The sequence below is a fragment of the Microbacterium sp. ARD31 genome, from assembly GCF_031844425.1.
On the sequence record NZ_JAUZVE010000001.1, the window covers coordinates 100,625 to 120,615 of the forward strand.

Consider the following 19,991-nt stretch of genomic DNA (forward strand, 5'->3'; position numbering starts at 1 on the left):
CACGTTGTCGAGCCGAACGTCCGCGTCGCGGACGACACTGCGCGCCGCAGCGGCCGGCACCACCATCGCGATCCTCGCGGTGCTGGTGCTGGCCGCTGATCAGTTCACGAAGTTCCTCGCTCTCGAGAACCTGCCCGAGCGGCAGGCCGTCCCGGTGCTTGGGGACTTCCTCCAGCTCTACCTGACCTTCAACCCCGGCGCGGCCTTCTCGCTCGGGGAGGGCGTCACCTGGGTCTTCACCCTCGTGCTCGCCGCCGCGGCCGTCACGATCATCGTCCTCGCCGTGACCCGCGTGCGGTCGCGGGCGTGGGCCATCGTCCTTGGGCTGCTGCTCGGCGGCATCCTCGGCAACCTGGGTGACCGACTGTTCCGCGCACCCGGGTTCCTCGTCGGACACGTCGTCGACTTCATCCACACGCCGTGGCTCTGGCTGGGCTTCCCGTCGGCCATCTACAACGTCGCCGACTCCTTCATCGTCACGATGATGCTCGCCGTCGCGATCCTGGTCCTGCTCGGCGTCCGTTTCGACGGGTCGCGGGAGAAGGATGCCGCGGCGACGGCGGACGACGAGGATCAGCCGGCATCCGCCGATCCCCATGCCCAGCCGTAGCCTCCCCGTCCCGGACGGCCTCGACGGCACCCGGGTCGACGCCGCGCTGGCCAAGCTGCTCGGCTTCTCACGCACGTTCGCTGCCGAGGTCGCCGAGGGTGGGGGAGTCGAACTCGACGGGCGCACCGTCGGCAAAGCGGACAAGCTCGTCGCCGGGGGCTGGCTGCAGGTCGACTGGGAGGACAAGCGGGGTCCCGAGATCGTCCCCATCGCGGTACCCGACCTCGGCATCGTCCACGACGACGACGAGATCGTCGTCGTCGACAAGCCCGCCGGTGTCGCCGCGCACCCCTCGCTGGGATGGGAGGGTCCGACGGTCGTCGGCGCCCTCGCCGCCGCCGGGTTCCGCATCGCGACCTCCGGCGCACCCGAGCGTCAGGGCGTCGTGCACCGCCTGGACGTGGGCACGAGCGGCCTGATGGTCGTCGCGAAGACCGAGCGCTCCTACACCGCGTTGAAGCGGGCGTTCAAGGAACGCGAGGTCGACAAGATCTACCACACGGTCGTGCAGGGCCACCCCGACCCGCTGGTGGGGACCATCGACGCGCCCATCGGCCGTCACCCCAGCCACTCGTGGAAGTTCGCGGTCACGCCCGACGGCAAGGACTCGGTGACGCACTACGAGACGCTCGAGGCATTCCCCCGTGCCTCGCTGCTCGAGGTGCACCTCGAGACCGGGCGCACGCACCAGATCCGCGTCCACATGGCCGCCCACCGTCATCCGTGCGTCGGCGATCCCCTCTACGGAGGCGACCCGACGCTCGCGCAGCGCCTGGGCCTGACGCGGCAGTGGCTCCACGCCCACGAACTGTCGTTCGCCCACCCCGCGAGGGGGGATTGGTCGACGTTCCGCTCGGACTACCCGGCGGACCTCGCCCACGCTCTCGAGGTGCTGCGCGACCACGGGTGAGCCGACTCGGCGGAAGGGGGTGCGGACGTCGGCGGCTCGCGGCATCCCGCTGTCGTGACCGTCGACGTCCCCCCCGCCACCTCCTTCGACGACGTCGCGAAGATGGTGGCACCGAAGCGTCCCGACGCCAACGTCTGCTGGTGCCTCACCTACCGGCTTCCGGGTCCCGAGCATCGGCCGCTCTCCGGTCCGGCACGCGGCGCGCGGGTGCGGGACCTCGAGGCGGAGGGGCCGCCCCGGGGCGTCGCGGGAAGGGTATCTCCCACGCCCTGCTGGCGGGCGTGGTGGAGTTCGCGAGGTCGCAGGGTGCGCCGGCGATCGGGGGTACCCCGTCGACGACAGGGGCGAGAAGGTCGACCTCACGATGGCCTAGGTCGGCACCCGAAGCCTGTTCGATCTGCGCTGACGGTCAGCGGCCGCCGGCGAAGCTCGCGGGGTCGTCCTCCGCGATCGCGAGCGCGATCTTCCGGACGTGGGTCTGATCGACGTCGACCAGCTCGCCGAGCCCGAACCACCCGACGTCGGTGAGTTCTCCGTCGGCGGGATGCGGCTCGCCCGAGACCCAGTCGCAGCGGAAGACGAGGTCGAGGTAGTCGACCTGGTCGCCGTTGGCGTACTCGATGCGTGGGATCTGCTGCACGGCGGCCAGGCGGGTCGCTCGGACGACGATCCCCGCCTCCTCGCGACACTCGCGGACGGCCGCGTCGGCGGGCTCCTCGCCGGGGTCGACGATGCCCGAGACGGGCTGCCACGAGCCGTTGTCCGCTCGCCGTCCGATGAGCACCTTCTCGTCACGGAAGACGATCGCGGTGACGCCGACGAGGGGGAGGGGAGCGGTGCCGATCTTCTCGCGGAGCGCGAGGACGAACTCGGGAGTGGCCATGCCGACCAGCCTAGGTCCCGTGTCGGACCCGGAACGTAGACTCGATCCGTGGCATCCGATTCCTTCGTCCATCTGCACGTGCACAGCGAATACTCGATGCTCGACGGGGCCGCGAAGATCGGCGCGATGACGCAGGCGGCAGCCGAGTACGGGATGCCGGCGATCGCCGTCACCGACCACGGCAACACGTTTGCGGCCTTCGAGTTCTACCGTGCCGCACAGTCCGCCGGCGTCAAGCCGATCATCGGTCTCGAGGCCTACGTCACCCCGGGCACCCACCGCAGCGACAAGTCCCGCGTCGCCTGGGGCTCGCCCGACCAGAAGAGCGACGACGTCTCGGGTTCCGGTGCCTACACCCACATGACGATGTGGAGCCAGAGCACGGAGGGGATGCACAACCTCTTCCGGCTCAGTTCGCTCTCGAGCATCGAGGGCTACTACTTCAAGCCGCGCATGGACCGCGAGCTGCTGCAGACCTACGGCAAGGGACTGATCGCCACGACCGGCTGCCCGTCCGGCGAGGTGCAGACCCGCCTGCGTCTCGGGCAGTACGAGGCGGCCCGTGCCGCGGCCGCCGAGTTCCAGGACATCTTCGGCAAGGAGAACTACTTCGCCGAGATCATGGACCACGGGCTGTCGATCGAGCGTCGGGTCATGACCGACCTCATCCGGCTCTCGAAGGACCTCGGCATCCCGCTCGTCGCGACCAACGACTCGCACTACACGCATCAGCACGAGGCCGACGCGCACGCCGCCCTCCTCTGCGTGCAGTCCGGCTCGACCCTCGACGACCCGAACCGTTTCAAGTTCGACGGCGACGGGTACTACATCAAGACGGCCCAGGAGATGCGTCAGCTCTTCCGCGACCATCCCGAGGCCTGCGACAACACGCTCCTCATCGCCGAGCGCTGCGAGGTCGAGTTCAACACCTCCGCCAACTACATGCCGCGCTTCCCGGTGCCCGAGGGCGAGACCGAGGACAGCTGGCTGATCAAGGAGGTCGAGGCCGGCCTCCACTACCGGTACCCCGACGGCATCCCCGACCGGGTGCGCAAGCAGGCGGAGTACGAGACCGGCATCATCCTCCAGATGGGTTTCCCGGGGTACTTCCTCGTCGTCGCCGACTTCATCAACTGGGCCAAGGACAACGGCATCCGCGTCGGTCCCGGCCGCGGTTCCGGTGCCGGTTCGATGGTCGCGTACGCCATGCGCATCACCGACCTCGACCCGCTCGAGCACGGTCTGATCTTCGAACGGTTCCTCAACCCCGACCGCGTCTCGATGCCCGACTTCGACGTCGACTTCGACGACCGTCGCCGTGGCGAGGTCATCGACTACGTGACCGAGAAGTACGGCTCCGAGCGCGTCGCGCAGATCGTCACGTACGGCACGATCAAGTCGAAGCAGGCGCTGAAGGATGCCGGTCGTGTCCTCGGCTTCCCCTTCTCCATGGGCGAGCGGCTCACCAAGGCCATGCCGCCGCCCGTCATGGGCAAGGACATGGAGCTCGGCGGCATGTTCGACCCGAAGCATCCGCGGTACAAGGAGGCGAGCGAGTTCCGCTCGCTCATCGACACCGATCCCGAGGCGAAGACCGTCTTCGACCGCGCGATCGGCCTCGAGGGCCTGAAGCGGCAGTGGGGTGTCCACGCGGCCGGTGTCATCATGTCGAGCGAACCGCTGATCGACATCATCCCGATCATGCGCCGCGAGCAGGACGGCCAGATCGTCACGCAGTTCGACTACCCGTCGTGCGAGACCCTCGGGCTCATCAAGATGGACTTCCTGGGGCTCCGCAACCTCACGATCATCTCGGACGCCCTCGACAACATCCGCAGCAACCGCGGCGAGGAACTCGACCTCGAGCACCTCGAACTCGACGACCGCGCCGCGTACGACCTGCTCAGCCGCGGCGACACGCTCGGCGTCTTCCAGCTCGACGGCGGCCCGATGCGCTCGCTCCTGCGCCTCATGAAGCCCGACAACTTCGAGGACATCTCGGCCGTCATCGCGCTGTACCGACCGGGTCCGATGGGCGCGAACTCGCACACCAACTACGCACTCCGCAAGAACGGCGTGCAGCCGATCACGCCCATCCACCCCGAGCTCGAAGAGCCGCTGCGCGAGATCCTCGACACGACCTACGGCCTGATCATCTATCAGGAGCAGGTCATGGCCATCGCGCAGAAGGTGGCCGGCTTCTCGCTCGGTCAGGCGGACATCCTGCGCCGCGCGATGGGAAAGAAGAAGAAGTCCGAGCTCGACAAGCAGTACGAGGGCTTCTCGGGCGGCATGAAGGAACGCGGCTTCGGCGAGGCAGCGATCAAGGCCCTCTGGGACATCCTGCTGCCGTTCTCCGACTACGCCTTCAACAAAGCCCACTCCGCGGCGTACGGCCTGGTCTCCTACTGGACCGCGTACCTGAAGGCCCACTATCCGGCCGAGTACATGGCCGCCCTCCTGACGAGCGTGGGCGACTCGAAGGACAAGATGGCGGTGTACCTCAACGAGTGCCGCCGCATGGGAATCCGCGTCCTCCCGCCCGACGTGGGGGAGTCCATCCGCTACTTCGCGGCCGTCGGTGAGGACATACGTTTCGGTCTGGGCGCCGTCCGCAACGTCGGCAGCAACGTCGTCGACGGCATCGTCGCGGCGCGGGCCGACGGCCCCTACACGAGCTTCCACGACTTCCTGGCGAAGGTCCCCGCCCACGTCGCCAACAAGCGCACGGTGGAGTCCCTCATCAAGGCCGGCGCGTTCGACTCGCTCGGGTCGACGCGGCGCGCGCTCATGGAGATCCACGAGGACGCCACCGAGCAGGCCGTGCTCGACAAACGGCGCGAGGCCAACGGCGAGGTCGGCTTCGACTTCGACAGCCTGTGGGGCGACGACGAGCCGCAGCAGGTCGCTCGCGTCCCCGAGCGTCCCGAGTGGACCAAGAAGGACAAGCTCGCCTTCGAGCGCGAGATGCTCGGGCTCTACGTGTCGGACCACCCGCTCGCCGGGCTCGAGATCCCGCTCGCCAAACACGCGTCGACCTCGATCCACGACCTGCTCGTCTCCGAGGACATCTCCGACGGCGACATCGTCACGATCGCGGGCCTGGTCACCAGCGTGCAGCACCGCGTCGCGAAGCAGAGCGGCAATCCGTACGGCATGATCACCGTCGAGGACTTCGACGGCGAGGTGACCGTCATGTTCATGGGCAAGACGTACACCGAGTTCCAGTCGATGCTGCAGGCCGACTCGATCCTCGTCGTGCGCGGACGCGTCTCGCAGCGCGACGACGGGCGCAACCTCCACGGGCAGTCCGCGTTCGTCCCCGACCTCGGATCGGTGGATGCCGCCGGCCCGCTCGTCCTCCTGCTCCCCGAGCACCGGGCGACCGAGACGACGATCGGTCAGCTCGCCGCCGTCCTCGACCGGCATCCGGGCAGCACCGAGGTGACCCTGAAGCTCCACCGCGGCGGCGTCGCGAAGGTTTTCGAGGTGCCCGCGCAGGTGGGCGTGACGGTCGACCTCTACGGCGAGTTGAAGGGTCTGCTGGGACCCCAGTGTCTCGGCTGAGTCGCCCACAGCCCGCGGGGTAGGATCGCAGGCGGCGCCCCCCCCGGCGCTGTGCGGAAGGAGCATCGTGACCGACCAGAAGCCGACCCCCGAAACGCCCGACGAGACGGGGGGCACCGTCGAGGACCTCGACATCACCGTCGTCCGGGAGCCCGAGACCGCGGTGTACGACGCGTCCCGCGTCGACAGTGAGACCGAGGCGTACGATTTCGGGACGGATGCGGCGTCCTCCGCGCCGGCCGCAGCCGACGCGCCGGCAGCCGAGGCATCCGCCCCCGTGGACGACGCCCCGGCGGCCGCCGAGGCCCCTGCGTCGCACGTCGAGGCCGCCCCTGCCGATGTCGACCACGCTCCCGAGGCGGGCCACGTCCCGCCGCAGTACGGGATCGGCCCGTTCTCGCTGCGCGAGGTGTCGCTGCTGGGCGTCTGGGTGCTCGCCTTCCTCTTCTCGTTCTTCCCGCTCTACAGCGACGGCCCGTACACGCAGCTCCTCGGCGGCGGGAACGTCTGGGGCTCGGGCATCGACTGGATCCTCGCCATCGGCGTGCCGACGGCCGCGGTGTTCCTCATCGTCCTGCGTCGCTTCTCGCCCACCGGCATCCGCCGGGTCGGTTCCCTGGGTATCGACCAGTTCGCCTCCGTCGCCTTCTCGGTCTCGGCGGTGCTCTGGCTCAGCTGGCTCTGGATCAACATCGCCCGCGGCGCCGCGACGGGTGTCTGGCTGAGCAGCTGGGTCGTCTGGGTCGAGGTGATCCTGATGGCCGCGGGTGTCGCCCTCACGGTCGTCGCCCCCTTCATCCCGCCGTTCCACGAGGACTTCCTGCACCGCAGCGAGACGGTCTCGCACCGCGTCGCCCGCGGTGCCCGCCCGGTCGTCGCCCGTCCGATCTCGGACGCCCGCTTCACGATGGCGGCCCCGTCCGTCGACCCCGATCCGGCACCGCTCGGCGACCCGATCGACGACGACGAGCCGGCACCGGCTCCGGCCTCGGCGCAGCAGGCGTTCTGGGCGCTCGCACCCGTCGAACGGGACGTCGTCGACGAGAACGGCGCGCCCCTGTTCCGCATCGGCCCGACCGCCTGGGCCCTCGTCATCGAGGACCGCGGCGACTCGTTCGTCGTGCGCCACGAGGACGGTCGGATCGGCTACCTCACCGACGTCTCGGGCGTCACCCGGGGCTGACGCGCCGGTACCCTGGAGGGATGCTTCGCACGATCGACCTCCGGGGTCGCGCCGTCACTCCGGCTGACCTCCTCGCTGCCGTCCCCCGGGCCACCGCTGCCCGCGACGAGGCGCTGGCGACGGCGGCCGCCGTCGTCGCGGACGTCGCGGAGCGGGGGGAGGCGTCGCTGCGCGAACAGGCCGCCCGCTTCGACGGCGTGGAAGGTCACGACGTCCGCGTCCCGGCCGCGCACCTCGAGGAGGCGCTCGACGCCCTCGACCCGGCGATCCGTCGGGCGCTCGAGAACGCGATCGACCGGGTCCGGCGCGCCTCAGCCGCGCAGGTCCCGGCATCCGTCGTGACGGACATCGGTCCCGGTGCCCGCGTCGAGCAGCACTGGCGACCCGTGCGGCGGGCCGGTGTCTACGTCCCCGGCGGCAAGGCGGTCTACCCGTCGAGCGTCGTGATGAACGTCGTCCCCGCGCAGGTGGCCGGCGTCGCACAGGTCGCCCTCGCCTCGCCGCCGCAGCGCGACCACGGCGGCCGGGTCCACCCCGTCATCCTCGCCGCGGCTCGCCTCCTCGGCATCACCGAGGTGTACGCGATGGGCGGCGCGGGGGCGATCGGCGCCTACGCCCACGGTGTCCCGGCCCTCGGTCTCGACCCGGTCGACGTCATCTCGGGCCCCGGCAACAACTTCGTCGCGCTGGCGAAGCGCGTCGTGGCCGGCATGGTCGGCACGGACTCCGAAGCCGGCGCGACCGAGATCCTCATCGTCGCGGACGAGTCAGCGGACGCCCGGCTGGTGGCCGCCGACCTCGTGAGCCAGGCCGAGCACGACGAGCAGGCGGCGGCCGTCCTCGTCACCGACTCCGCGGCGCTCGCGGAGGCGGTCGTGGTCCAGGTCGAGAAGCGCGCAGCCGCGACGCACCACGCCGCCCGCGTCGCGCAGGCGTTGTCGGGGCCGCAGTCCGCCGTCGTGCTCGTCGACGACATCGCCACGGCGACGGCGTTCAGCAACGCCTACGCTCCCGAGCACCTCGAGCTGCACCTGCGCGACCCGCGCCCTGAGGAGTACGTCAACGCCGGTGCCGTGTTCGTCGGCGCGTGGACCCCGGTGAGCCTCGGCGACTACCTCGCCGGCAGCAATCACGTGCTGCCCACGGGAGGTCAGGCGCGCTATGCGTCGGGACTGTCGGCATCCACCTTCCTGCGTCCGCAGCAGGTGATCGTGTACGACCGTGACGCACTGAAGGCGGTCCACGACGACATCGTCACGCTCGCGAACGCCGAGGTCCTGCCCGCGCACGGTGAAGCCGTCACGGCGCGCTTCGACGCGTAGGCTGGATGCCGCCATGCACTGCCCGTTCTGCCGTCACTCCGATTCCCGTGTCATCGACTCCCGCACGAGCGACGACGGGCTCAGCATCCGTCGCCGTCGTCAGTGCCCCGAGTGCGGCGGTCGGTTCTCGACGATCGAGACGGCGAGCCTGAACGTCATCAAGCGGTCCGGCGTGATCGAGTCGTTCAGTCGCGAGAAGGTCATGTCGGGCGTCCGCAAGGCGTGTCAGGGCCGTCCCGTCACCGAGGCGGATCTCGCGATGCTGGCGCAGGCCGTCGAGGAGGCGGTCCGTCAGACCGGTGTCTCGCAGATCGACACGAACGAGATCGGACTCGCGATCCTCGGGCCCCTGCGCGAGCTCGATGAGATCGCCTACCTGCGTTTCGCGAGCGTCTACCAGGCGTTCGAGACCCTCGACGACTTCGACGAGGCGATCGCGCTGCTGCGGGCGGATCACGCGCAGCGGGCCCAGCGCGAAGAGGCCTGATCACGGGGGTGCGCCCCTCGCCCTAGGCTGGGAGCCGATGTACCGACTCCTCTTCGACCTCGTCCTCCGCCGCCTGGACCCCGAGACGGCCCACCACCTCGGGATGGTCGTCATCCGTGTCGCCGCGGTGCCGCCGTTCTCGTGGATCGCCCGCGCCCTCACCCGCCCGGCCCCGCAGCTGCGCACCGAGGCCCTCGGTCTCGTCTTCGACTCGCCCTTCGGCGTCGCCGCCGGCTTCGACAAGAACGCCATCGGAGCGCTCGGCCTGCACACGCTGGGATTCGGCCACATCGAGGTGGGCACGGTCACCGCGATCCCGCAGGACGGCAACCCGAAGCCGCGGCTGTTCCGGCTGCCCGCCGATCGTGCGCTGATCAACCGCATGGGGTTCAACAACGAGGGCGCGGCCGTCGTGGCGGGCCGCCTCGCGCGCATGCGCCGTCGCACGAAGCGTCCGGTGCTCGGCGCGAACATCGGCAAGTCGCGCGTCGTGGACGTCGCCGACGCGACGGCCGATTACGTCGCCAGCACGCGCCTCGTCGCCCCGGTCGCCGACTACCTCGTCGTGAACGTGTCGTCCCCGAACACGCCCGGGCTCCGCGGCCTGCAGGCCGTCGAGACGCTCCGTCCGCTGCTGTCAGCGGTGAAGGATGCCGCCGGCGGCACCCCGCTCCTCGTGAAGATCGCCCCCGACCTCACCGACGACGAGATCGACGGCATCTCGGCCCTCGCCGTCGACACGGGGCTGGCGGGCATCGTCGCGACCAACACGACGATCGCCCGGACGGGCCTCACGACGGATGCCGCACGTGTCGAGGCCATGGGCGCCGGCGGGCTCTCCGGCGCGCCGTTGCACGAGCGTTCGCTCGAGGTGCTCCGCCGGGTCCGTGCCGCCGTCCCCGCCGACTTCTGCGTCATCGCCGCCGGGGGAGTGGAGACGGCGGCCGACGTCCGCGAGCGGCTCGCGGCCGGTGCCGACCTGGTGCAGGGCTACAGCGCGTTCGTGTACCGCGGCCCCCTCTGGGCGCGCGAGATCAACCGCGGCCTGGTGCGCTGAGCTTCGGCATCCGCCCCGCACGAGAACGGGCCCGCACCTATCGGTGCGGGCCCGTTGCGGATCTCGGACTCAGCTCGGGTACTCGCCGCGCTTGACCTGGGGCTTGGGCAGACGCATGAACCGCATCTGCACCGAGCGCATCGCCGCGTACCAGCCGAGGCCCTTCTCGCGGCGGTCGCCCCACTTCGCGGCGGCGAGCTTCTTGACCTTGCGCGAGAGCATGATCATGTCGGCGACGACGAAGAGGAGGTAGGCCCAGAGGCCGATGTAGGCGTAGAAGACGACGGCGGTGTTCGGGACCAGGGCGAAGAGGATGACGATCACCAGCAGCGGCATGACGAGCTCGCCGAAGTGCCAGCCCGCATCCGTGTAGTCGCGGGCGAACCGCCGCTGCGGCCCGCGGTCGCGGGGCGTGAGGTAACGCTCGTCGCCGTTGGCCATGCCGATCCGGGCCTTTTCGCGCTGGGCGGCGAGCTCGGCCTTGGCGCGGGCGCGCGCCTCCTTCGTGTTCGCGACGAGGGGCCGCTTGCGCGCCGCTTCCTGCTCGGCGCGCGTGGGCGTCGGGCGGTTCTTCCCCGCGCCGGTGGGGGCGTCGGGGGCGGTGTCGGCGGGGGGCGGTGTCTTTGCCACGGGGCGGTTCCTCGGAATCGGCGAAAAAGGCGTGCGACATAAGATTACCCGCATGACTTCCGACACCACCCGGTCCGCTGCGGTGCGCGAAGCGGCCCTTACCCAGGTGCCCGCCGCCCTCGCCGACCTGGGCTCGCTCGTCCGCATCCCCTCGATCGCGTTCCCCGGGTTCGACCGGGCCGAGGTGCAGCGCAGCGCCGAGGCCGTGAAGACGCTCGTCGAGGGCCTCGGCATCTTCGAACGCGTCGAGATCGCGACCGCCGTCGTCCCCGAGACGGGGGAGGAGGGGATGCCGGCGGTGCTGGCGACGCGCCCCGCCCGCAACGGTCGCCCGACGATCCTCCTCTACGCCCACCACGACGTGCAGCCCGTCGGGGACGAGTCCCTGTGGGAGTCGCCGCCCTTCGAGCCGACTCTGCGCGACGGCCGGATCTACGGTCGCGGCGCGGCCGACGACAAGGCCGGCATCATGGCCCACATCGGGGCGTTGCGCGCGCTCGTCGACGCCGTGGGCACGGACTTCGACCTCGGCGTCAACCTCTTCTTCGAGGGGGAGGAGGAGGCCGGGTCGGCATCCTTCGCCCAGTTCCTCAGCGACAACGCGGATGCGCTCCGCGCCGACGTGATCGTCGTCGCCGATTCCGGCAACTGGGATTCCGAGACGCCCGCCCTGACGGTGTCGCTGCGCGGCAATGCCCGCTTCACCCTCGACATCGAGACGCTCGAGCACGCTTCCCACTCGGGCATGTTCGGTGGCGCCGTGCCTGACGCGATGCTCGCGGCGGTCACCCTTCTCGCGACCCTCTGGGACGAGGACGGTGCCGTCGCCGTCGCCGGACTGGAATCCCGGGTTGCCGCCACCCCGCCGTACTCGGAGGAGACCCTCCGCAGCGAGGCGGGCCTTCCCGAGGGGGTGTCGCCGATCGGGCGCGACGAGATCCTCAGCCGCATCTGGAACAAGCCGTCGATCACGATCACCGGCATCGACGCCCCGAGCGTCCGGAACGCGTCCAACACGCTGACACCGAAGGTCTCGGTCGTGATCAGCACCCGGGTCGCCCCGGGGCAGGCCGCCGCCGACGCGTTCGCCGCGATCGAGGCGCACCTCCGCAGCCATGCGCCGTTCGGGGCGCGGCTGACCTTCCGCGACGTCGATTTCGGCGACCCGTTCCTCGTCGACACGTCCGGCCCCGCCGTCGAAGCGGCGCGCGCCGCCCTCGAGAGCGGGTACGGCCGCACTCCGGTCGACATCGGCGTGGGAGGGTCGATCCCCTTCATCGCCGACCTCGTGCGGGAGTTCCCGGGGGCCGAGATCCTCGTGACCGGTGTCGAGGACCCGCACGCCCGGGCCCACAGCCCCAACGAGTCGCTGCACGTCGAGACGTTCCGCAACGCCCTGGTGACCGAGGCGCTGCTGCTCGCCTCGCTCGACGCCTCCGACTGAACGGCGGCACGATCACCCGCGTCGCCGGGCCGAGAGGCGCACCGGGACGTAGAATCGAGAGAACACGCCGCCCCCGTTCCTCAAGAGCACTGGCGGCCCGACCATGGGGAGAGTCATGACCGACATCGCCACGCAGTCCACCGAGACCGTTCCCGCCCACGGCGTCGCCCTCACCGAGGCCGCTGCCGAGAAGGTGAAGAGCCTGCTGTCGCAGGAGAACCGTGACGACCTCCGGCTCCGCGTCGCCGTCCAGCCGGGCGGTTGCTCGGGTCTGATCTATCAGCTGTACTTCGACGAGCGCTATCTCGACGGCGACAAGACGGTCGACTTCGACGGCGTCGAGGTCATCGTCGACGACATGTCGGTGCCCTACCTCGACGGCGCGAAGATCGATTTCAAGGACACGATCTCAGAGCAGGGCTTCACGATCGACAACCCCAACGCCGCCGGCAGCTGCGCCTGCGGCGACAGCTTCCACTGATCCATCCCGGGTCGCCTCCATCGGTCCCGGCATCCTGAGCGGATGGCCGGAACTTTGTAAGAGGTTGCCCTAGACTGGCATGAGTCTGACCTTCATGTCCCCGAAAGGTGCACCGTGCGCGTCAACCGCCGACTCCGTTGGGTAGCTCTCCCGCTCACGATCGCCTCCGCGGTCGCGCTGGCGGGCTGCAGCCCCACGACAGCGAACGGCTTCCTCCCCGGCTTCGATGAGGAGGGCGGCCAGGCGACGAACCGCACGTCGATGATCGCCGGCCTCTGGACCACGTCGTGGATCGTCGTCCTCGCCGTCGGCGTCATCACCTGGGCCCTCATGGGCTGGGCCGCGATCGCCTACCGGCGCCGCAAGGGCCAGTCAGGGCTGCCGGTGCAGCTGCGCTACAACATGCCGATCGAGATGTTCTTCACGATCGCGCCGGTCATCCTGGTGCTCGGCTTCTTCGCGTTCACCGCCCGCGACCAGACGATCATCGAGAAACAGCACGAGACCCCCGATGTCTGCATCACCGCGATCGGCAAGCAATGGGCCTGGGACTTCCAGTACAACGGCTCCGACTGCAACGACACCGAAGAGTCCGTCTGGACCATGGGTGTCCAGGCGCAGACCGACGCCCAGGGCAACATCACCAACGAGCTCCCCGAGCTGGTGCTGCCGGTCGACAAGAAGGTGACGCTGCAGCTCGAGTCGCGCGACGTCATCCACTCGTTCTGGATCGTGGACTTCCTCTACAAGAAGGACATGATCCCGGGCCGTGACAACTACTGGTCGTTCGTCCCCACCAAGGAGGGCGAGTACGTCGGCAAGTGCGCCGAGCTCTGCGGCCAGTACCACTCGATGATGCTCTTCAACGTGAAGGTCGTCTCCGAGTCCGAATACCAGTCGTACATCGCGTCGCTCGAGGCCAAGGGCCAGACCGGCGACATCGATGACGTCCTTGACCGTCAGCAGAACGCACCGGGCACCGGCGCACCTGCCGCCGAGGGAGAGAACAACTGATGGCCACCATCACGCCTCCGGCACAGACCCTTCCCCCTCGCCAGGCGGCGCTGCTGAGCCGCTCGCGCGTCGAGCACAAGGGCAACATCGTGGTGAAGTGGATCACCTCCACCGACCACAAGACCATCGGGTACATGTACCTGATCGCGTCGGTCCTGTTCTTCATGCTCGGCGGCGTGATGGCGCTGATCATCCGCGCCGAGCTCTTCGAGCCGGGCATGCAGGTGGTGCCGACGAAGGAGCAGTACAACCAGCTGTTCACGATGCACGGCACGATCATGCTGCTCATGTTCGCGACGCCGCTGTTCGCCGGTTTCGCCAACGTGCTGCTGCCGCTGCAGATCGGAGCGCCCGACGTCGCGTTCCCGCGTCTGAACGCCTTCGCCTTCTGGCTCTTCACGTTCGGGTCGACCATCGCCGTCGCCGGCTTCCTCACCCCGCAGGGTGCCGCCGCGTTCGGGTGGTTCGCCTACCAGCCGCTGGCGAGCGAGAGCTTCAGCCCGGGTGCCGGTGGTGACCTCTGGATGCTGGGCCTCGGCATGAGCGGTTTCGGCACGATCCTCGGTGGTGTCAACTTCATCACCACGATCATGACGATGCGTGCGCCCGGTATGACGATGTGGCGCATGTCGATCTTCAGCTGGAACACGCTGGTCACCAGCATCCTGATCCTGATGGCCTTCCCGGTTCTGGCGGCAGCGATCTTCGCTGCGGCGGCCGACCGCATCCTCGGCGCCCACATCTACGACCCGGCCAACGGTGGCGTCCTCCTCTGGCAGCACCTGTTCTGGTTCTTCGGGCACCCCGAGGTGTACATCATCGCGCTGCCGTTCTTCGGCATCGTGTCGGAGATCTTCCCGGTCTTCAGTCGCAAGCCGATCTTCGGCTACAAGACGCTCGTCTACGCGACGATCGCGATCGCCGCGCTGTCGGTCTCGGTCTGGGCTCACCACATGTACGTCACGGGTGCCGTCCTGCTGCCGTTCTTCGCGCTCATGACGATGCTCATCGCGGTCCCGACGGGTGTGAAGATCTTCAACTGGATCGGCACGATGTGGCGTGGATCCATCACCTTCGAAACGCCGATGGTGTTCGCCCTGGGCTTCCTCGTCTCGTTCGTCTTCGGTGGTCTGACCGGCGTCATCCTGTCCTCGCCGCCGCTGGACTTCGCCGTCTCCGACTCGTACTTCGTCGTGGCGCACTTCCACTACGTCGTCTTCGGAACCGTCGTCTTCGCGATGTTCGCGGGCTTCTACTTCTGGTGGCCCAAATGGACGGGCAAGATGCTGAACGAGCGTCTGGGTCTCGTGCACTTCTGGCTGCTGTTCATCGGCTTCCACATGACGTTCCTCATCCAGCACTGGCTGGGCGCGGACGGCATGCCGCGACGCTACGCCGACTACGCCATGCAGGACGGCTGGACCTGGCAGAACCAGGTGTCGACGATCGGCTCCATGATCCTCGCCGCCTCGATGGTGCCGTTCCTCCTGAACGTCTGGATCACGGCACGCACCGCGCCGCGCGTCACGGTCAACGACCCGTGGGGCTACGGCGGTTCGCTCGAATGGGCGACCAGCTGCCCGCCGCCGCGCCACAACTTCACGTCGATCCCGCGCATCCGCAGCGAGCGGCCCGCATTCGACCTGAACCACCCCGAAGCCGGCATCCCCGTCGGTGTGGGTCCTGCCAAGGACGCGCCCGACGCCCCGGTGGTCGATCTGACGAACGGTGAGGTCAAGTAAGTGAAGACGAACATCAACCTCTGGTGGATCCTGACCGCGTTCTTCGGCGTCGTCGCCGTCGTCTACGTGGTGTGGAACATCATCGCCCACCCGCAGCTGCCGGTCTTCAACCGGATCGAGTGGGTCGGGTCCGTGGCACTCGTCTTCGTGACGGCCATGGGTGCGATGATCGCGTTCTACACGAGCCGCGTCGAGAAGGCCCAGGGCGGCGTCCTCCCCGAGGACTCCCTCACGGCCGACATCGACGACGGCGACCCCGAGATGGGCGAGTTCTCGCCGTGGTCGTGGTGGCCGCTCGTGCTCGCCGGCTCGGCGGCCGTGGCATTCATCGGTCTCGCCGTCGGTGAGTTCATGATCCCGATCGGTTTCGCCATCTTCGTCGTCGCCATCGTCGGCTGGGTCTACGAGTACTACCGGGGCTACTTCGCCCGCTGAGTCTCCATGCGCATCCATGCGGGCGTCTTCTCCGACGTCGGAGGCTACCGGGACGTCAACCAGGACGCCGCTTTCGCCTCGCCGTTTGCCGCAGCTGTGGCGGACGGCGTCGGCGGTGGTCCCTCCGGTGATCTCGCGTCGGCCGCGATCATCCACAAGCTGATCACGCTGCGCGGCGCTCTTCCCAGCGCCGAAGACCTCATCGGCCGGGTCAAGGCCGCCAACTGGGACATCGGTGCTCACATCCGCCGCGACGCCGCCCTCGCGGGTATGGCGAGCACACTGACCGGCGTCTGGCTCACGGGGGACGGCGGACTCGTCGTCGCCCACACGGGGGACTCCCGCGCGTATCTCCTGCGGGACCGTGAGCTGGCACGGCAGACGCGTGACGACTCTTTCGTGCAGGCGTTGGTCGACCGCGGACTCATCCGTCCCGAGGATGCCTGGACGCATCCGCGCCGCAACATCATCACGGCCTCGCTGGGCGGCAACGAGGAGGACGTGATCCGGGTCGAGACGCGCGATGTGCGCATCGGCGACCGCTGGTTCCTCTGCAGCGACGGCGTCACCGACTACGTCCCCGAGGATGCCCTCGCCGAGATCGTGGGTGGCGTCGCCGATCCCGTCGCGGCGTCGCGGATGATCGTCGAGCTCGCGCTGCAGGCGGCCTCACGCGACAACGTCACCGCGGTCGTGTGCGACGTGATCGACGGCGTGCCCGACATCGCCGCCGTCCCCGTCATCGCTGGCGCGGCAGCTTCCCGGTGGACCGAGGTCATCGAGGCCGGTCTGGCGAGCGCCTGAACGCTCCCACAGGGGCGCTCAGGAGTCGGATCGGACCGGCATGACGAGCGGATCGAAGATGCGGGGGAGTGAGCCGGATGCGGCGTCCACCGGCATCCCTTCCCGTGCCCAGTACTCGTAGCCGCCGATCATCTCGCGGACGCTGTAGCCGAGCTGCGCGAACTCCACGGCGCCACGGGCGCCGCCGTTGCAGCCGGGACTCCAGCAGTACACGACGACGGGGGTGTCCGCGGGAATCTCTTGCGGCGCGCGGGCCGCGATCTCGCGGTGGGGCATGTGCAGCGCGCCTCGTGCGTGTCCCTGGTCCCAGGCCTCCTGGTTGCGCACATCGACGAGGACGAAGTGCTCGCCGGCCTTCTGCGCCGCGTAGACGTCGCTGGGGTCCGTTTCGTGGTGGAGCTTCGTCCGGAAGTAGGTGAGTGCGTCGACGGGGGAGGTGGTCATGTCTCGACGCTACGGGAACAGAGAAGCGGCGGGGCCTGACCTTTCGGTCAGACCCCGCCGCAATCCTGCCAGAGAGGATCAGCTCTTCGCGCCGTCGTCCTTCTTCCGCGGAGCGTCGTCGACCACGATGATGTTCGACGGGCGGTTCGCGGTCTCCGGGTTGTGACCGTCGTCGATCGGGTGCAGCGGCGCGTCGGGGACACCGGCGCGCTCGTGGGCACCGCGGATCTCCTCCTGCTCCTCGTGCTCGATGTGCTCGAGTGCGTGGTGCTGGTGGGCGATCGCGGCATCCAGCTCGGTCTGCGTGACCGGCGACAGACGGTCCTCGAAGAACCAGCGCGACAGCGAGGCGCGGACGTTCTGGTGCCACGGGATCCGGCCGTTGTCGTTCGGACGGACGACCAGGGGCTCGTGCACCTCGAAGTCGATCAGCTTCACGCGCTCGTACGCGTCGACGGGCTGGTGGACCTCGATGTACTCGCCGCCGGGAAGGCGGACGATGCGACCCGACTCGTACCCGTGCAGGGCGATCTCGCGGTCCTTCTTCTGGAGCGCGATCGCGATCCGCTTCGTCACGAAGTAGCCGACGATCGGGCCGATGAACAGTAGCGCCTGGAGGGAGTGGATGACCCCCTCCATCGTCAGCGAGAAGTGCGTGGCGATGATGTCCGAGGAGGCGGCGGCCCACAGAACGGCGTAGAAGATGACGCCGGCGACGCCGATGGCCGTGCGGGTCGGCGCGTGGCGGGGACGCTGCGCGATGTGGTGCTCGCGCTTGTCGCCCGTGACCCACGCCTCGATGAAGGGGTACACCGCGACGAGCACGATGAACAGGCCCAGCACCGCGACCGGCAGCAGGATGCCGAACGAGAAGGTGCGGTCGAACAGGACGAGGTCCAGGTTCGAGGGCGCGAGACGGAGCGCGCCGTCCGCGAAGCCGATGTACCAGTCGGGCTGGGTGCCGGCCGAGACGGGGGACGGGTCGTACGGGCCGTAGTTCCAGATCGGGTTGATCGTGAACATCGAGGCGATGAGGACGAGCACACCGAACGTGATGAACAGGAAGCCGCCCATCTTCGACATGTAGATCGGGACCATCGGGTAGCCCACGACGTTGTCGTTCGTGCGGCCGGGGCCGGCGAACTGCGTGTGCTTGTTGATGATCATCAGCATGAGGTGCGCGGCGATGAGCGCGATGAGGATCAGCGGCAGCAGCAGGATGTGCAGCGTGTACAGACGACCGACGATCGCCATGCCCGGGAACTCGCCGCCGAAGAGCAGATACGAGGTCCAGGTGCCGATCAGCGGCAGACCCTTGATCATGCCGTCGATGATGCGGAGGCCGTTGCCCGAGAGCAGGTCGTCGGGGAGCGAGTAACCGGTGAAGCCGAGTGCCATGGCGAGGATGAACAGGACGAAACCGATCACCCAGTTGAGCTCACGCGGCTTGCGGAACGCGCCGGTGAAGAACACGCGCAGCATGTGCACGCCGATCGCGGCGATGAACAGCAGCGCCGCCCAGTGGTGGAGCTGCCGCACGAGGAGACCGCCACGGAGGTCGAACGAAATGTTCAGCGTCGACTCGAGGGCAGCCGACATCTCGATGCCACGCAGCGGTACGTATGCGCCGTTGTAGTGCGTGGGCGCCATCGACGCCTCGAAGAAGAACGTCAGGAACGAGCCCGACAGGAAGACGACGACGAAGCTCCAGAGGGCGATCTCACCGAGCATGAACGACCAGTGGTCGGGGAAGATCTTGCGCCCGATCTCCTTGACGAGACCGGAGATGCTCGTTCGCTCGTCGAGGTAGTTGGCCGTGGCGCCGATGAAGCGGCCGCCGAGCGGCTTCTCCGCCGGCTTGGCCACCGCTGTGGTGGACGAGGATTCAGTCACGGTGCTCAATGACGCTCCCAGAAACTCGGCCCGACGGGCTCTTCGAAGTCGCTCTTGGCGATGAGGTATCCGTCTGCGTCGACCGTGATGGGCAGCTGGGGGAGCGGGCGGGCGGCGGGTCCGAAGATGACCTCGGCGCCGCGCGACACGTCGAACTGCGACTGGTGGCAGGGGCAGAGCAGATGGTGGGTCTGCTGCTCGTACAGCGCGACGGGGCATCCGACGTGCGTGCAGACCTTCGAGTACGCCACGATCCCGTCGTAGGACCAGTCGAGGCGGTTGTACTCGGCGGGCAGCTGCTCGGGGAGCAGCCGCATGAGGAGGACGATGGCCTTGGCCTTCTCCTCGAGGTATCCATCCAGGTGGTCGACGTCCTTGAGGGACTCCGGGATGACGTGCACGGCGGAGCCGAGCGCGACGTCGGCGGCGCGGATGGGGAGGCCGGACGGGTCGTGCGCCAGGCGCTCACCCTCCTTCCACATCGTGTGCTTCAGCAGCGCGACGGGGTCACCGGCGAGCGGGTGCTCCTCGGATGCGTGGGGAGCGAGGCCGCGGAACAGCGTCACACCCGGGACGATCGAGGCGACCAGGGCGGCGATGAGACCACCGCGGATGGCGGTGCGACGGCCGAAGCCGGATTCCTCGTTGGCCTCGCGGAAGACGTCGACGGCCGCTTCGCGGGTGGACTCTTTGCCGCGGGTCGGGTGGCGCTGCTCGATGTGCTCCTTGTCGGGCATGATCGCCTTCGACCAGTGGATCGCAGCGATGCCGATGGTGAGGAGTGCGAACCCGATCCCGAGTCCGATGAACAGGTTGTTCGCGCGGATGTCGCCGAAGGCGCCGCTCTCGATCGGGAACAGCATGTACGCGGCCACCGCCCAGAGGCTGGCGGCGAGCGAGATGTAGAACAGCGTGTAGACGGTGCGGACCGCGCGGGCCATCGCCGCCGGGTCCTTATCGGTCATCCGCTCGCGGTGCGGCGGCAGACCCGGGTTCTGCACGGGGTCGGCGACCGCGACGACGAGACCCGACGAAGGCTGAGGAGCCTTCTCGAGCGCCTGCGGCTCTTCCTCGTGTGACATTCT

At 68.9% G+C, this 19,991-nt stretch carries 18 protein-coding genes; 13 read left to right on the forward strand and 5 right to left on the reverse strand.

Going from position 1 to position 19,991, the window contains the following annotated elements:
- Window positions 1–4 precede the first annotated feature (4 nt).
- Together lspA and Q9S36_RS00485 are read left to right on the forward strand one after the other, a co-directional pair.
- Entirely contained in the window at window positions 5–610 is a 606-nt protein-coding gene (gene lspA, locus Q9S36_RS00480; protein ID WP_311283536.1) for a signal peptidase II, read from the forward strand.
- Window positions 597–1,520, forward strand: a complete 924-nt coding sequence (locus Q9S36_RS00485) for an RluA family pseudouridine synthase (protein ID WP_311283537.1) — start codon at window positions 597–599, stop codon at window positions 1,518–1,520. Before lspA ends, Q9S36_RS00485 begins: the two co-directional genes overlap by 14 nt.
- A 409-nt stretch (window positions 1,521–1,929) precedes the next feature.
- Here the strand turns inward: Q9S36_RS00485 and Q9S36_RS00495 are convergent, their stop codons facing one another.
- On the reverse strand, window positions 1,930–2,403 hold the full coding sequence (locus Q9S36_RS00495) for an NUDIX domain-containing protein (protein ID WP_217531290.1): 474 nt from the start codon (window positions 2,401–2,403) through the stop codon (window positions 1,930–1,932).
- A 48-nt stretch (window positions 2,404–2,451) separates the two neighbouring features.
- On the opposite strand from Q9S36_RS00495, the gene dnaE reads away from it, so the two are divergent.
- The 5 genes from dnaE (at window position 2,452) to Q9S36_RS00520 (ending at window position 10,019) form a co-directional block, all read left to right on the forward strand.
- Window positions 2,452–5,970 carry a DNA polymerase III subunit alpha gene (gene dnaE / locus Q9S36_RS00500; RefSeq protein ID WP_217531291.1) on the forward strand — a complete coding sequence of 1,173 codons (3,519 nt, stop codon included), beginning with the start codon at window positions 2,452–2,454 and terminating at the stop codon, window positions 5,968–5,970.
- Window positions 5,971–6,037: 67 nt separating this feature from the next.
- Entirely contained in the window at window positions 6,038–7,153 is a 1,116-nt protein-coding gene (locus tag Q9S36_RS00505; protein ID WP_311283539.1) for a hypothetical protein, read from the forward strand.
- A 20-nt stretch (window positions 7,154–7,173) separates the two neighbouring features.
- Window positions 7,174–8,475 (forward strand): histidinol dehydrogenase, encoded by a 1,302-nt coding sequence (gene hisD / locus Q9S36_RS00510; RefSeq protein ID WP_311283540.1) that lies wholly within the window; start codon window positions 7,174–7,176, stop codon window positions 8,473–8,475.
- Between the two features lie 13 nt (window positions 8,476–8,488).
- Window positions 8,489–8,962 (forward strand): transcriptional regulator NrdR, encoded by a 474-nt coding sequence (gene nrdR, locus Q9S36_RS00515; protein ID WP_311283541.1) that lies wholly within the window; start codon window positions 8,489–8,491, stop codon window positions 8,960–8,962.
- A gap of 37 nt (window positions 8,963–8,999) precedes the next feature.
- Window positions 9,000–10,019 carry a quinone-dependent dihydroorotate dehydrogenase gene (locus Q9S36_RS00520; RefSeq protein ID WP_311283542.1) on the forward strand — a complete coding sequence of 340 codons (1,020 nt, stop codon included), beginning with the start codon at window positions 9,000–9,002 and terminating at the stop codon, window positions 10,017–10,019.
- A gap of 69 nt (window positions 10,020–10,088) precedes the next feature.
- Here the strand turns inward: Q9S36_RS00520 and Q9S36_RS00525 are convergent, their stop codons facing one another.
- Window positions 10,089–10,649: a DUF3043 domain-containing protein gene (locus tag Q9S36_RS00525; RefSeq protein ID WP_217531295.1), complete on the reverse strand. Its 561-nt coding sequence runs from the start codon at window positions 10,647–10,649 to the stop codon at window positions 10,089–10,091.
- 52 nt (window positions 10,650–10,701) lie between these two features.
- Between Q9S36_RS00525 and Q9S36_RS00530 the strand changes: the two genes are divergently transcribed.
- The 6 genes from Q9S36_RS00530 to Q9S36_RS00555 all read left to right on the forward strand — a co-directional run bounded on the left by Q9S36_RS00530 (window position 10,702) and on the right by Q9S36_RS00555 (window position 16,569).
- Complete coding sequence (locus Q9S36_RS00530; RefSeq protein WP_217531296.1) at window positions 10,702–12,093, forward strand: dipeptidase; 1,392 nt, start codon at window positions 10,702–10,704, stop codon at window positions 12,091–12,093.
- 115 nt (window positions 12,094–12,208) lie between these two features.
- A complete protein-coding gene (gene erpA / locus Q9S36_RS00535) occupies window positions 12,209–12,574 on the forward strand; it encodes an iron-sulfur cluster insertion protein ErpA (RefSeq protein ID WP_064002321.1) in 366 nt (121 codons plus the stop codon).
- Window positions 12,575–12,688: 114 nt separating this feature from the next.
- A complete protein-coding gene (gene coxB / locus Q9S36_RS00540) occupies window positions 12,689–13,588 on the forward strand; it encodes a cytochrome c oxidase subunit II (RefSeq protein WP_217531297.1) in 900 nt (299 codons plus the stop codon).
- Window positions 13,588–15,330: a cytochrome c oxidase subunit I gene (gene ctaD, locus Q9S36_RS00545; protein ID WP_311283543.1), complete on the forward strand. Its 1,743-nt coding sequence runs from the start codon at window positions 13,588–13,590 to the stop codon at window positions 15,328–15,330. Before coxB ends, ctaD begins: the two co-directional genes overlap by 1 nt.
- Window positions 15,331–15,765, forward strand: coding sequence for a cytochrome c oxidase subunit 4 (locus tag Q9S36_RS00550; RefSeq protein WP_311283545.1), 435 nt, complete (start codon window positions 15,331–15,333; stop codon window positions 15,763–15,765).
- Between the two features lie 6 nt (window positions 15,766–15,771).
- Window positions 15,772–16,569 carry a PP2C family serine/threonine-protein phosphatase gene (locus Q9S36_RS00555; protein WP_217531300.1) on the forward strand — a complete coding sequence of 266 codons (798 nt, stop codon included), beginning with the start codon at window positions 15,772–15,774 and terminating at the stop codon, window positions 16,567–16,569.
- Between the two features lie 18 nt (window positions 16,570–16,587).
- Here Q9S36_RS00555 and Q9S36_RS00560 read toward each other — a convergent pair whose 3' ends face one another.
- The 3 genes from Q9S36_RS00560 to Q9S36_RS00570 form a co-directional block, all read right to left on the reverse strand.
- Entirely contained in the window at window positions 16,588–17,013 is a 426-nt protein-coding gene (locus Q9S36_RS00560) for a rhodanese-like domain-containing protein (RefSeq protein WP_217531301.1), read from the reverse strand.
- A gap of 78 nt (window positions 17,014–17,091) precedes the next feature.
- Window positions 17,092–18,915, reverse strand: a complete 1,824-nt coding sequence (locus Q9S36_RS00565) for a cytochrome bc complex cytochrome b subunit (protein ID WP_254632147.1) — start codon at window positions 18,913–18,915, stop codon at window positions 17,092–17,094.
- The gene (locus Q9S36_RS00570) at window positions 18,912–19,988 is read right to left on the reverse strand and encodes a Rieske 2Fe-2S domain-containing protein (protein WP_311283547.1); all 1,077 of its coding nucleotides are present in this window, start codon (window positions 19,986–19,988) and stop codon (window positions 18,912–18,914) included. Before Q9S36_RS00570 ends, Q9S36_RS00565 begins: the two co-directional genes overlap by 4 nt.
- Window positions 19,989–19,991: the final 3 nt, after the last annotated feature.